A 13,006-nucleotide genomic window follows, 5' to 3' on the forward strand; every position below is an offset into this window, starting at 1 on the left:
CACCCCTGCAAATTTCGTCGAGAACACCATGCCGCAGCAGATTCTGACCGTCTCCACCCGGGGCGCCGGCCTCTACGAATTCACCGACGAGGCTGCCGCCTTCGTGGCCCATGGTGCCGCGAGGGAAGGGCTCCTGACCCTCTTCGTACGACACACGTCCTGTTCGCTCACCATTCAGGAAAATGCCGATCCCGATGTAAAGCGCGATCTGCAGGCATTCTTCAACCGGCTTGTCCCCCCGGCTGACGATGCTTCCATGGCCTGGCTGCACCACACGATAGAAGGGCCGGATGACATGCCCGCCCATATCAAGGCAGCCTTGACGCAGGTTTCTCTCTCCGTTCCGGTGATTTCCGGCCGCCTGGCGCTTGGCACATGGCAAGGCATCTACCTTTTCGAGCATCGCAACCGCCCTCATCGCCGCGAGATCGTGATGCATCTCAGCGCCTGACCGGCTCTGGACAGCGCCGTGTCCGAAGCGCAGGCTGGGGACGCTTGCAGGTCTATGATTCTCTTCCTGTTCCAGGAACGAAATCAGTGGCTTGGCGTTCTTTGTCTGCAGGGATGTTCCACAGGGGAGACAGATCATTGACCGACGCGCAAACCATCGCCAGCCGTTTCATGGAAGCGCTCAACGAGCGTGATTTTCAGACGATTGCAAGTTACGTCGATGAGGATGTGGCGCTCGATACGATGCTCGGACAGCGCACCATCGGTGCCGAACCGCTGCGCATGGCGATTATGAGCTATTTTCGCTGCTTTGATGAGCAGTTCGGCGACATGGTGGTGATGCACGATGGTTTTGGCCAGCGTGTTGCCGTCGATACCACGGCGAGGGGCCATTACCGGGAAACGGCATCCGGGCTGCCGGCGGCAAACGGGCAGTCTTATTCCATCCCCAGCGTCTTCGTATTCGAGGTCGAGGGAGGACTTATCGTGCGGCTCACCCACTACCGCAACATCCGCACGTTCGAGCAGATGCTGTCCCGTTGAGCACCCCTGCTTCGCTGCTTGTTCCGACTGTCCCATGCCTGAACCGCATATGAATGACCGGTTCGAGCAACATTCAGGTGCAGGCCGCTAGTCTTCTCCCATAGCCCGATCAAGCGCTCCTCAAGCAAACACCGGGCCGCTCAACGAAGTCCAAGGGAGAATGATGATGAAAAATACGTTTGCAAAACTGATGGTTGTCGGCCTGATCGGTCTTTCCGGTTTCGCTGGTCTTGGTGCAACGTCGGCATCTGCCGATACGCTTTCGTTCGGCATCCGCTCCGGCGTCGTCGAAGTCCAGTATGGCGGTGGCTATCATGACCGCCATCGCTGGGATCGCGACCGTCGTCCCGGCTGGGACCGGGATCGCCGCGGCCGCTGCGCGCCTTGGATCGCGACCGAAAAGGCCCGCGACTACGGACTGCGCCGCGCGCACGTCGTTCATGTCAGCCCGCGCCGCGTGGTCGTTGAAGGCCGTCGTCACGGCGATTTCCGCACGATCGTCTTCGCAAACGTCCGGGGCTGCCCGGTTCTCGGCCGATAACGAAGACGGCGCCCATGGTTGCCGGAAACCGGCCGCCACGGGCATTTGATCACACAAAAAGCCTCCAGCTTTGCGAAAGCGGGAGGCTTTTTCGTTGACGAGATGCCGCGCTCCTGCCCGGTAGTGATCCGGACAGGAGCGTATGCACGCTACTGCTTGATCGCGAAGGTGACGTTGACGGTAACGCTGTAGCTGTTTTCGCCGGTTGCGATCGGAACGGCATCAGCCGCATATTCCTTCGCCATGGCGCGCATCATCGGCATGGGCTCGGGACGCTGCGTGTTCTCGGAAATTTCGACGATGCGGCCAAGCGAGATGCCGGCCGCTTCGGACAAGACTTTTGCCTTGGCGATGGCGTCGGCGACGGCCGCCTTGCGCGCTTCGGTCAGCACATCCTCCGGCTTGTCGTTGGTGAACTGGATGCTGCCGCCCTGGTTGACGCCGAGTGTCACGGCCTGATCGATGATTTCCCCCAGCTTCGGCAGATCGCGCACGCGGATGGTGAGAGAGTTGCCCACCTGATAACCGATGAGGACAGGTGGCTTGTTGCCGCCGTCGCTGTTGTCGGGATACTGGTACTGCGGGTTGATCGAGAAGCCGGATGTCTGCAGGTCGCGCTCGGCGATGCCGCCATTTTTCAGCGCGTTGAGCACATCGGTCATCGTCTTGTTGTTGGCGTCAAGGGCCTCGCGTGCGGTCTTTGCGTCGTTGACGACGCTGAAGGACAGGATGGCCATGTCCGGTGCCGTCGCCGAGCGGCCTTCGCCGGACACCGAGATAACGGCCTCGCGCGGTGTGTTCTCCTGAGCTTTTGCAGCGGCTGCGGCCGTAAGCACGATGGCCGCGACGGCTGCAACGCCGAACACCGGACGCGAAAAATTCCTGATCGTCATGAATGGTTCTCTCCAATTGATCGTCCCTGCCGCCTTCTTGGAGACGGATTGTGTAGGCATTACGGCAAAGCCTTGTGGGAACTGAGAATTTGGGTTAGAGCCAGACCCGCGGCGGACTACCATTGATCCGCCGCCGTCCTGCTCGTCGGGAAAGGGCCTGTAGCTCAATGGTTAGAGCCGGCGGCTCATAACCGCTTGGTTGGGGGTTCGAGTCCCTCCGGGCCCACCAAATTTCTAATGTCTGAACTAAGACGTTTATCTATAATAACACAACAGTGTGCAGGCGCGACCGGCCACAGTGTTGTTGCCGTTGCCGAGCACAAAGCAGGAATGTCACCATCTATGTTTGATAACGAACGCGATTACGCACCGGCTTTAAAAGCCCTCAAGCCGGTGCTCCACAATCTGCCTGGCAAGATTGTTGCGATCGGCGGATCACCGGGTGTTGGCAAGACCACTCTCGGCAGATACCTCGCCAGCCGATTCAACGTCTCCTTGATCGAGACCGATCTGTTCCTCATTCGCGGTCAGGGCAATATGGTCTACCGTGAAGACTGGATAAATCAAGTCATAAGCTCGCGCCTTGACAGAGCCGACCCCGATTGGCAACGTCCAGTCATTATCGAGGGCGCCACGGTACTGCGCCTTCTCGCCAGCATTGGTCGGAAGCCCGATTTCATAATCCATGTCGTCAACCACGATGCTCCCGAGAGTGAAGGCACGTTGGCAGAAGACTTAAAGAGCTATGAGGTCGCGTATGCGCCAGCGTCCAAGGCTGATATCGTTCTCAATTTCTCCGATTAGCAGAGTAAGGGTTCATTTTAAGTACCAGCCCCACGGCTTATCCGCGTTGAACGATGTGATCTGCTTGGTCTCCAGATAGTTCTGCAGGCCCCAGCGGCCGAGTTCGCGGCCGATGCCGGATTGTTTGTAGCCGCCCCAGGGGGCTTCGGTGAAGGTCGGTTGCGAGCAGTTGATCCAGACGATGCCGGCGCGCAGTGCGCGGGCGACGCGTTCAGTGCGGGCTTTATCGTCAGACATGATGGCGGCGGCGAGGCCGAAGCGGCTGTCGTTGGCCATGCGGATCGCGTCCGCTTCCGTCTCGAAGGGCTTGACGCAGACGACGGGACCGAAGATTTCTTCGCGCCAGACGAAACTGTCTTCCGCCATGTCGGTGATGATCGTCGGTTCCAGGAAATAGCCGGTGTTGAAGCCGGCCGGGCGCTTGCCGCCGCCGGCTAGGGTGGCGCCGTCCGCACGGGCGCGGTCGATGGCCGCCAGCACTTTCTCATATTGCCCCTCCGAGACCAGGGGACCGAGAAGCGTGCCTTCTGCGAGGCCGTCGCCGATCTTGATCTTGCCGGCTTCCTCGATCAGCCGGCTCATCAGCGCGGGATAGAGACTTTCCTCGACCAGCACGCGGGAGGTGGCCGAGCAGACCTGGCCCTGGTTCCAGAATATGCCGAACATGATCCATTCAACAGCTTTGTCGATATCGCTGTCGGCAAAGACGATGAAGGGGGATTTGCCGCCGAGCTCGAGGCTGACATTCTTGATGTCACGCGCCGCCGCTGCCATGATCTTGGCGCCGGTCGGCACCGAGCCGGTGAAGGCGAGCTTGTCGATATCCGGGTGTTCGGACAGCGGCTTGCCAGCCTCCGCACCAAGGCCGGTGACGATGTTGAGCACGCCGGCGGGAAGTCCCGCTTCCGCGGCAATGTCGCCGAGTTCCAGGGCGGTGACGGGCGTGAGTTCCGAAGGCTTCAGCACCATGGTGCAGCCTGCGGCAAGGGCCGGAGCTACCTTCCAGGAGGCCATCAGCAGCGGATAGTTCCAGGGGATAATGGCGCCGGCGACGCCGATCGGCTCCTGCACCACCTTCGCCGAAAAGCGGGCATCGCCGAGGGAGAGGATTTCTTCCGGGTTCTCGTCCATCTCCTCGGCCATTCCGGCGTAGAAATTGAAGCAACCGGCCGTGTCTTCCATGTCCCAGACGGCTTCCGGGAAGGGCTTGCCGTTGTCCATGACTTCGAGGCGGGCGAGATGCTCCTTGCGCTCAAGAATGAGGGCGCCGATCTTGCGCAGGACGGTGGCGCGCTCCTTGCCGCTCAGTTTTGGCCACGGACCGCTATCGAAGGCGCGGCGGGCGGCGGCGACGGCGCTGTCGATATCCTCTTGCGTGCCGGCGGGCGCGTGATGGATCACCTCTTCGGTCGCTGGGTTGATGACCGCGAAGCTGCCGCCCTTTGCCGGTGCGACCCAGCTGCCGTCGATGAAGAGTTTGTCGCGCATTGGCGTTCCCTTTTGTTTAAAAGCGTCTCGCGATCGATTACACGCAGCCACACCCCCCTCTGTCACTGCGTGACATCTCCCCCTCAAGGGGGGAGATCGTTATTTTCCCTGGTCGGCGTTGGTGGCGGTGAGGGGTCTCTTCCTGCGATCTCCCCGCTTGAGGGGGAGATGCCCGACGGGGCCGAGGGGGGTATCGCAGGTCGTTTCTGTGTTGTTTTGAGGATCGCCTCCGCCGCGCGCTTTACGCCCGCCGCCTCTTGCATTTTGACGGCATTGTCCTTCAGACGTGCCCGCATTGCCGCGTCATTCATCAGGCTGGTAATCGCATAGGTAAGCTCGTCCTCGCTCCAGCCGTAGCGGTCGAGATGCAGGCCGACGCCGGTTTCCTCAGTGCGCTTTGCATTGTCGTGACCATCCCAGCAATAGGGCATGACGATCGAGGGAACGCCGAAATAGAGTGCCTCGCAGAAGGAATTGTTGCCGCCGTGGTGGATGAAGAGGCTGGCCTGCTCGACCACCGACGGTTGGGGAAACCAGGCGTCGATGAACACGTTGTCCGGCACGTCGCGGTATTCGTCGCGCCAGTGGCCGGCATTGACGAGGAAGCGGTAAGGCAGCTTCGAGAAAGTCTCGATCATCCGCTTCATCATCGCCACATCCATGGCGCCCAGCGAGCCGAAGCTGATCAGCGCCAGCGGCGCTTCGTTGTGGCTTGCAAAGCGCGGCGGCATGTACGGCGCTTCGTGGCGCACGCAGCCGTCGAGGAATTGAAAAAGCTCTTCATCCAGCCGATTGCGACGCTCGTGGCGAATGATCTCGGGCGCCAGCAGCAGGTTGAGATAAGGCGACGGCTCAAGGAAGATCGAAGGCGGCGGCGGGCGCAGGCCAGATTGGGTGAGGAAACCCGAAAACCGCCGGTGGGCAGACGCCGTCACCGCGCGATAACGCTCGGAAAAGCGTTCCCAGTCTTCACTCGGCGTTTCGGTGCAGCCGGAGAGATAGGGCGGTACGAGCGGATCGGGGATTTCAGTCTCGGCGCAGGAAACGACGCGAACCCAGGGCACGCCCGCATTGGCGATCGCCGGAAACATCACGACGTTGTCGAGCACGATCGCATCCGGCTGCAGCCGGGCGATCAGCTTTCTGAGCGGCTCTTCCACACGGATCGCGGTATCGACGATCGCGTCCCAGGTCGGGCCGACATAGCTTTCCAGCTGGTCGAACGGGCTCTGGCGAAAGGCATCCTGATGGCGCTCGATGAAGTCGTTCCAGTCGGTGGCCGGAGCGGACGTGTCCTCGCCCAGCTGGTATTCGGCAAAGCCGTAATCTGAAAAAATGCCACTGAAGCCGGGATGACAGATGAACACCGGGGTCGCGCCCAGCCGACGCAATTCCTGCGCGATGCCGATGCAGTTCAGCGCTGCGCCATAGCTGGCTTCCGGAAACAGGGCGATGGTCTTTGCCGGCGTCATCGATCTCAACGCGAAACGAGCTTGAAGGCGGGGGGAACGCCGCGACCTGCAAGGCGCGGCCGCTGGCTTTGGGAGAGCTGTATATGCACGCGCATCAGATCGGCGGCAAGCTCCATCTGGCCGCGCTCCACGTGTTCCAAAATCTGCATGTGCTCAAGGTTGGATTGCATCAGGCGGAAGAGATTGGCGTGGCCGGCGGTGGGGGAGCTGCGCCGGCGGCGGTGATGGTTGATGAGAGCTTCCGACATGAAGGGGTTGCCGCAGCTCTTGGCAATCAGCATGTGAAAGTCGAAATCCGTGCGCTCGAAAAGTTTCTGGTCGAAACTCGCCTCGCTCATGCTGCGGAGAATGAGCATCGACTGGCGCAGCGAAACGATTGCCGGGATGTCACGCTTGAAGTCGGGCATGGTCAGCGCCAACGGCTCTGTCGCGAGACGGAATTCGTAGCTTTTGGCGATGGCATCGCTGCTGACGGCGAACTGCTTCAGCACCCATTGCTGGCCGGCGGCGCGCTCGGCAAGGTTGTCGTCCGCCAGTTTCATCATCGCATTCTGTACCGTCTGCCGGGAGACGGCATAGCGCCGCTGCAGGGAGGCGACGGTCTGCTGGTCGGAGATGCGGCCGGCGGCAAGATCGCGGAGGATAGCGGCATAGACATCGCTCTCACCCTCGTTTTCCGCCGTGCCTTCCAATCTTGGCATGGTCGCGGGATCGGCGGAAAGCGCATAGCCGCCTTCGGCCTCGGTCGTGACGACGCCACGCTCGAGCAGAACTTGCAGCGCCTTGCGGATCGGGGTTCGCGAGACATTGCAGAGCGAGGCGAGCGCCTGTTCGGCCAGCCGGTCGCCGGGACGCATGCCACGCTCGCTTGCGATCTCCAGTATCTTTTGCGCCAATTCGACATGACGGTGGTTGGTCCGTCGTGTTTCGGAACTCATGCGAAGCGTGCCTCCAGTTGGCGCAATGCTGCCGCCTGTTCGATAAAACCGCAAGCCCAGACACGCGAATTTTCGAAAATACGCAAATCGTCAGAAAGCCTATTGACGTATTTTTTTTATAAATAATACTGCCACTCGCAGGGCAATGAGACCGGAAGACCGGCAGGGGCCGTGCGCCAGAGGTAGAACAATCGAAACAAGGGAGTTTTCCGTGAAAGCGCGAAACGGAAAGACGACGTCCTATGCGACGGCGGCAGTCTTGGCTGCAAGCCTGATGGCCGGCACCGCATCCGCAGCCGATCTGGTGATATCCAACTGGGATGGCTACATGGCCAAGGATATCGCCGAGACCTTCAAGGCGGCGACCGGGCTCGAGATCGAGGTCGTCAACCATGCGACCAATGAAGAGGTCATGGGCAAGCTGATGGCCAGCGGGGGCAAGGGCTATGATGTCGTCTTCGTCTCTTCGCCCTTTGCGGAAATCCTGAACCATCAGGGCTTGGCAGCGCCGATCGACAAGGCCGCCGTGCCGAACCTCGCCAACCTCTACCCGGAAGCGGCGGCTCTGGCCTACGATCCGGGCACGGCGTTCTCCGTCCCTTATACCTGGGGCAGCACCGGCCTCTGCTATCGCTCGGATGTGGTCAAGACCGCGCCGGACAGCTGGATGAATCTGCTGGCCCCCTCCGACGATCTCAAGGGCAAGACCACGATGCTCGCCACCGACCGCTGGCTGATGGCCGCCGGCCTGCTGGCCAAGGGCTATTCGGTCAACGAGACCGATCCGGCCAAGGTCGCTGAAGCCAAGAACCTGCTGATCGAAGCCAAGAAGACGCTGCTCGCCTATGACGACACGACCTTCTATTCGAAGCTGGTTTCCGGCGAAGCCTCGCTCGTTCATGCCTGGGACGGCTGGTGCAACTACGGCATCGGCGAAAACAAGGATATCAAGTTCGTCGTGCCGAAAGAGGGTTCCGATCTTTGGGTCGATACCATCGTCGTCATGAAGAACTCGGAAAAGCAGGCAGAGGCGATGAAGTTCATCAACTTCATTCTCGATGCCAAGAACCATGCCTGGGCAGCCGAAAACATCCTCTACAAGGTGCCGAACAAGGCCGCCATGGAAAGCCTCGATCCCAAGCTGATCGAGCAGTATCCGAACATGGGTATGACGCCGGCGGAGCTTACGAAATACGAGCTTCTGCGTGATCTCGGCGATGCGCAGAAGGAATATTCCCGCGCTGTCAGCGAAATCAAGGCGGCAAACTAGGCCCGTCCCTAGAGTTTGTCAGGGAAAAGTGGACACCGGTTTTCCCGAAAAGACAAACGAAAACGAAGTGCGGCGATGCGGCGCCAGGGGGTGCCGCGTAGCCCACCAACCCGTGGCGGCTGGGTGGCGGCCCACCGCCACGGGATCATCTTCAAGACTGTAATGACAGACCAGTAGACGCAGCCGGTCTCACCCGGCAGCGGCGGAGCTTTGCGTGGCCTATCAAACGACAAGACCCAACATGCTGGCGGCACCCGCCGTGCTCTGGCTTCTTGCCTTCATGGTGGCGCCGTGCCTGCTTGTGCTGAGTTACGCCTTTTTCCAGCGCGGCACCTGGGGCGGCATCGAATACACCTTCACGCTCGAAAACTTCGCCCGCGTCTTCGATCCGCTCTATGCCAGGATTTTCCTGAATTCTGCCCGGATTGCGCTGATCACCACCATCCTCGCCATCCTCATCGCCTATCCGGCAGCCTATGCAATCAGCCTTGCGCCACGGGTGCGCCAGCCGATGCTTTTGTTCTTCGCCGTCCTGCCCTTCTGGAGCAACTACCTGATCCGCACCTATGCCTGGATCGTGCTGCTCAATCGTGAGGGGCTGCTGAACGGTTTTCTCTCGTATCTCGGCTATCAGGGCGAACCGCTGTCGCTGCTCTATACGGAAGCCGCCGTCATCACCGGCCTCGTCTACAACTATCTACCCTTCGTCATCCTCGCGATCTACTCCACGCTCTCGCGGCTCAACCCGGAACTGATGGAGGCCTCGCGTGATCTCGGTGCCGGTGCTTTCCGCACCTTCTGGCGGGTGACGTTGCCGCTGACGCTTCCGGGCGTTGCGGCCGGCGGGGTGTTCGTCTTCGTGCTGTCGATCGGCAATTTCGTGACCCCGGCGCTGCTCGGCGGGGGCCGGTTCCAGATGATCGGTAATCTCGTCTACGACCAGTTCCTGACGGCGAACGACTGGCCCTTTGGTGCGGCACTCGGCATGGTGCTGATCGCCATCATGGTCGCACTGCTGTTCCTGCAGGCGCGCGCCACCTCCCATGCCAGCGGCGAACGCAAGGGAGACGAAGCATGAGTGGCATCGCCCCCAAGCGTCTTCCGGGTCGCATCATCCTTCTCCTCGTCTTCGGCTTTCTCTATCTGCCGATCGCGGTTCTGGTGATGCTCTCCTTCAACGAGTCCGGCCTGCCGACCTCGTGGTCCGGCTTCTCCACGCGCTGGTATGCGGCGCTCATGGGCAACGGCGAAATCCTGCATGCCGCCTGGAACACGCTGGTCGTCGCCATCTTCGCCACGCTGGTTTCGACCGTGCTCGGTACGCTGCTCGCCATCGGCATGGAAACCCGCGCCCGCAAGAGCAACGGGCTCGAAGCGCTCGCCTTCGCGCCGATGGTCATTCCCGACATCGTGCTCGCCGTGGCGCTGCTCACCTTCTTCTCGCGCCTCAATATAACGACCGGCCTGCACACGATCATTCTCAGCCATGTGATCTTCGATCTCGCTTTCGTCTGCTCCGTCGTTCGGGCGCGGCTGAAGCATTTCGATTTCTCGATCGTCGAGGCCTCGCGCGATCTCGGCGCGTCCGGCTGGACGACTTTCTGGCGGGTGACGTTCCCGGTGCTCTTGCCGTCGATCATCGCCGGTGCGCTGCTCGCGTTCACGCTTTCCGTCGATGAATTCATCATCGCCTTCTTCACCGCCGGCCCCGGCCGCTCGTCGATCACGCTGCCCATGCAGATCTATTCGATGATCCGGTTCGGCATCACGCCGGAAGTCAATGCGCTCGCAACCATCGTCATGGCCGTCAGCGCCACGGCGCTCCTGCTGTCGCAATGGCTCAATAAAGAACAGATCCAATGACCGCTGCCGCACCCTCCGCAAAGCCGATCCTCAAGATCGAGGAGATCGTCAAGAACTACGGGCCGATCACGGCGGTCGATCGCGTGTCGCTCGATATAAGAGAGAAGGAGTTCTTCGCGCTGCTCGGCCCCTCCGGCTGCGGCAAGACGACCCTGTTGCGCATGCTGGCCGGTTTCGAGGTGCCGACCGCCGGCCGCGTGCTGCTCGAAGGCCGGGACATCTCGCCGCTGCCGCCGGAAAGGCGTCCGCTGAACCTGATGTTCCAGTCCTATGCGCTCTTCACGCATATGAGCGTGCGCAAGAACCTCGCCTACGGGCTGGAGATGGAAAAACTGTCGCGCGCCGAGATCGATCGCCGCGTCGATGAAATCCTGGCGACGACCGATCTCGTGCGCTTCGCCGACCGCAAGCCGGAGCAGCTTTCCGGCGGTCAGAAGCAGCGTGTGGCGCTCGCCCGCGCGCTGGTGAAGCGGCCGAAGGTGCTGCTGCTCGATGAGCCGCTGGGCGCGCTCGACAAGAAGCTGCGCGAGAAGATGCAGCTTGAGCTGAAGCGCATGCAGCACGAGGCCGGTATTACCTTCATCATCGTCACCCACGACCAAGAAGAAGCTCTTGTCATGGCAGACCGCATGGCGATCCTGAAGGATGGGCGTCTCCTGCAATGCGGCACGCCGGAAGAGATCTACGAGCAGCCCGCAGACCCTTTCGTCGCCAATTTCATCGGCGTGATGAACTTCATCGAAGGCACAGTCTCCGCGACTGGTGCATTCGAGGCGCCGGGCCTGCAGCTTGCCGTTTCCAGTAATCGCAGCGGCCCCGCGTCGCTTGCCGTCCGCCCCGAGCATATCGCCGTCGCAAGCGCGGAAGCGGGCTTCGGTGGGGTGATCGAGGAGATCGCCTATCACGGTCTCGACCGGGTGCTGCATGTGCGCACGAGCGCATCACAGAGCGCCATCCAGGTCCGTGTCTCTGCCGAGACCGGCGCCCGCTACCGGCCGGGAGACCGGATCGGGCTCGGCATCGATGCCGCCAAGGCGCGGCTTTTCCATTCCGCGGCGTAAGCCGTGAGCAAAGACAAAGAAGAAGGGAACACCATGTCAAAGACCATCGCATTCTTTCCCGAAGCGGCCTTCGGCCCGGCGCTGAATTCCGTCGGCATCGCGCAGGCCGTCGAGGCACTCGGCCACAAGGCGGTGTTCCTCTCCGATCCCGGCTTCGTCTCGGTTTATGAAGGCTATGGTTTCGAGGCCCATCCGGTGAACCTCTCAGAGCCGATGCCGCCGGAGCAAATGGCGAAATTCTGGGAAGATTTCATAAACGGCCACATCCCGAACTTCCGCAAATCGCCCTACGATCAGGTCGACAACTACGTAAAGGATTGCTGGACGGCGATCGTCGACAGCGCCAAGTGGGCGCAGAAGGATCTGCCGCGCGTGCTGGCGAAGATCAAGCCGGACCTGATCTGCGTCGACAACGTCATCCTCTTCCCGGCGATCAAACAATATGGCACGCCTTGGGTGCGCATCATCTCCTGCTCCGAAAACGAGATCGAAGACCCGAAGATTCCGCCGCATCTCTCTGGCTGCAACGAGAAGGATTTTGCCGGTCATCAGGCTTACCGCGATCATTTCAATGCCGTGATCAAGCCGATCCACGACGACTTCAACGGTTTCCTGGCTGAAAATGGTGAACAGGCCTATCCGATCGGCCAGTTTTTCGAGGCCTCGCCCTTCATGAACCTGCTGCTGTATCCGGAGCCGGTGAAATTCGACCGCGAGCATCCGCTGGATCCGAAGCAGTTCCAGTATCTGGAAGGCTGCGTACGCACCGAAAAGCCCTACGAAGTCCCGACCTTCAAGGCCAACAACGACAAGCCGCTGATCTACATCTCCTTCGGCTCGCTCGGGGCAGGGGACACGGACCTGCTGAAACGCCTGATCGAGACCATCGGCAAGCTGCCCTACAGGGCGCTGGTCAATGTCGGCGATTACAAGGACACTTATGACAACATCCCGGACAATGTGATCATCGAAAGCTGGTTCCCCCAGCCTTCCGTCATTCCGCAGATCGATGCGGCGATCCATCACGGAGGCAACAACTCGTTCACGGAATGCCTCTATTTCGGCAAACCGGCGATCATCATGCCCTATGTCTGGGACGGCCACGACAACGCCACCCGCGTCGACGAGACCGGCCACGGCTTCAAGATGCCCCGCTACGACTGGACTGACGCCGAGCTTGCCGCAAAGCTGGAACACTGCATCACCGATGCCGCGATGAAGGCCAAACTCGCCACCACCAGCGCCCACATGCAGGCCCGCAGCGGCCCGAAGAAGGCGGCGGGAATTCTGGATGAGCTTGTGAAGACCGGGGTCTACAATGGCTGAGCCCAAGCCGTCATCGGCCCCGCATATCTACAACGCCACCACCTATGACGATCTCGTTGACTGGGGAAACCAGCCGGACAGTCTCGAAGGCCAGTCCCATTCCTCTGGCAGGCTCGTCCACAAGGGGCCAAACAACCAGCCGGAATCCGGCATCTGGGTCTGCACGCCCGGTCGCTGGCGGCTGTCCATTCCGCGTGACGAGTTCTGCCACTTCGTTGCCGGCCGCGCCGTCTATCGCTCCGACGAGGGCGAGGTGATCCAGGTGGAGGCTGGAACAGTCGTTATGTTCCGGGCCGGATGGACGGGCGAATGCGACGTCATCGAGACCATGCGCAACATCTACATGCTGGTCTGAAC

At 60.9% G+C, this 13,006-nt stretch carries 14 protein-coding genes and 1 tRNA gene; 11 read left to right on the top strand and 4 right to left on the bottom strand.

Annotated features, from left to right (window positions below; translation table 11 throughout):
* The first annotated feature begins 28 nt into the window (after positions 1 to 28).
* From BLX89_RS16415 to BLX89_RS16425, 3 genes are all read left to right on the top strand, one after another.
* The gene (locus BLX89_RS16415) at positions 29 to 451 is read left to right on the top strand and encodes a secondary thiamine-phosphate synthase enzyme YjbQ (protein WP_075292039.1); all 423 of its coding nucleotides are present in this window, start codon (positions 29 to 31) and stop codon (positions 449 to 451) included.
* Positions 452 to 588: 137 nt separating this feature from the next.
* Positions 589 to 993, top strand: a complete 405-nt coding sequence (locus tag BLX89_RS16420; protein ID WP_075292040.1) for a ketosteroid isomerase-related protein — start codon at positions 589 to 591, stop codon at positions 991 to 993.
* 166 nt (positions 994 to 1,159) lie between these two features.
* Entirely contained in the window at positions 1,160 to 1,534 is a 375-nt protein-coding gene (locus tag BLX89_RS16425; protein ID WP_075292041.1) for a hypothetical protein, read from the top strand.
* Between the two features lie 149 nt (positions 1,535 to 1,683).
* Here the strand turns inward: BLX89_RS16425 and BLX89_RS16430 are convergent, their stop codons facing one another.
* The gene (locus BLX89_RS16430; protein WP_075292042.1) at positions 1,684 to 2,427 is read right to left on the bottom strand and encodes an SIMPL domain-containing protein; all 744 of its coding nucleotides are present in this window, start codon (positions 2,425 to 2,427) and stop codon (positions 1,684 to 1,686) included.
* A 153-nt stretch (positions 2,428 to 2,580) separates the two neighbouring features.
* Between BLX89_RS16430 and BLX89_RS16435 the strand changes: the two genes are divergently transcribed.
* Positions 2,581 to 2,656 (top strand) — tRNA-Ile (locus BLX89_RS16435).
* Positions 2,657 to 2,769: 113 nt separating this feature from the next.
* Positions 2,770 to 3,231: an AAA family ATPase gene (locus BLX89_RS16440; RefSeq protein ID WP_075292043.1), complete on the top strand. Its 462-nt coding sequence runs from the start codon at positions 2,770 to 2,772 to the stop codon at positions 3,229 to 3,231.
* A gap of 12 nt (positions 3,232 to 3,243) precedes the next feature.
* Here BLX89_RS16440 and BLX89_RS16445 read toward each other — a convergent pair whose 3' ends face one another.
* The 3 genes from BLX89_RS16445 to BLX89_RS16455 all read right to left on the bottom strand — a co-directional run bounded on the left by BLX89_RS16445 (position 3,244) and on the right by BLX89_RS16455 (position 7,129).
* A complete protein-coding gene (locus tag BLX89_RS16445; protein WP_075292044.1) occupies positions 3,244 to 4,719 on the bottom strand; it encodes an aldehyde dehydrogenase family protein in 1,476 nt (491 codons plus the stop codon).
* An 83-nt stretch (positions 4,720 to 4,802) separates the two neighbouring features.
* Positions 4,803 to 6,191 (bottom strand): glycosyltransferase, encoded by a 1,389-nt coding sequence (locus BLX89_RS16450; protein ID WP_075292045.1) that lies wholly within the window; start codon positions 6,189 to 6,191, stop codon positions 4,803 to 4,805.
* A gap of 5 nt (positions 6,192 to 6,196) precedes the next feature.
* Positions 6,197 to 7,129 (bottom strand): GntR family transcriptional regulator, encoded by a 933-nt coding sequence (locus tag BLX89_RS16455; RefSeq protein ID WP_075292046.1) that lies wholly within the window; start codon positions 7,127 to 7,129, stop codon positions 6,197 to 6,199.
* Between the two features lie 211 nt (positions 7,130 to 7,340).
* On the opposite strand from BLX89_RS16455, the gene BLX89_RS16460 reads away from it, so the two are divergent.
* The 6 genes from BLX89_RS16460 (at position 7,341) to BLX89_RS16485 (ending at position 13,004) form a co-directional block, all read left to right on the top strand.
* The gene (locus BLX89_RS16460; RefSeq protein ID WP_245292847.1) at positions 7,341 to 8,399 is read left to right on the top strand and encodes a polyamine ABC transporter substrate-binding protein; all 1,059 of its coding nucleotides are present in this window, start codon (positions 7,341 to 7,343) and stop codon (positions 8,397 to 8,399) included.
* Between the two features lie 241 nt (positions 8,400 to 8,640).
* Positions 8,641 to 9,477, top strand: coding sequence for an ABC transporter permease (locus BLX89_RS16465; protein ID WP_075292047.1), 837 nt, complete (start codon positions 8,641 to 8,643; stop codon positions 9,475 to 9,477).
* Positions 9,474 to 10,262 carry an ABC transporter permease gene (locus BLX89_RS16470; RefSeq protein WP_075292048.1) on the top strand — a complete coding sequence of 263 codons (789 nt, stop codon included), beginning with the start codon at positions 9,474 to 9,476 and terminating at the stop codon, positions 10,260 to 10,262. The genes BLX89_RS16465 and BLX89_RS16470 overlap by 4 nt, the downstream gene beginning before the upstream one ends.
* Positions 10,259 to 11,323 (top strand): ABC transporter ATP-binding protein, encoded by a 1,065-nt coding sequence (locus tag BLX89_RS16475; RefSeq protein ID WP_075292049.1) that lies wholly within the window; start codon positions 10,259 to 10,261, stop codon positions 11,321 to 11,323. Before BLX89_RS16470 ends, BLX89_RS16475 begins: the two co-directional genes overlap by 4 nt.
* A gap of 33 nt (positions 11,324 to 11,356) precedes the next feature.
* Positions 11,357 to 12,649 carry a nucleotide disphospho-sugar-binding domain-containing protein gene (locus BLX89_RS16480; protein ID WP_075292050.1) on the top strand — a complete coding sequence of 431 codons (1,293 nt, stop codon included), beginning with the start codon at positions 11,357 to 11,359 and terminating at the stop codon, positions 12,647 to 12,649.
* Entirely contained in the window at positions 12,642 to 13,004 is a 363-nt protein-coding gene (locus tag BLX89_RS16485) for a cupin domain-containing protein (RefSeq protein ID WP_075292051.1), read from the top strand. The genes BLX89_RS16480 and BLX89_RS16485 overlap by 8 nt, the downstream gene beginning before the upstream one ends.
* The last annotated feature ends 2 nt before the right edge of the window (positions 13,005 to 13,006 follow it).

The organism is Pararhizobium arenae (genome assembly GCF_001931685.1).
GTDB lineage: Bacteria > Pseudomonadota > Alphaproteobacteria > Rhizobiales > Rhizobiaceae > Pararhizobium > Pararhizobium arenae.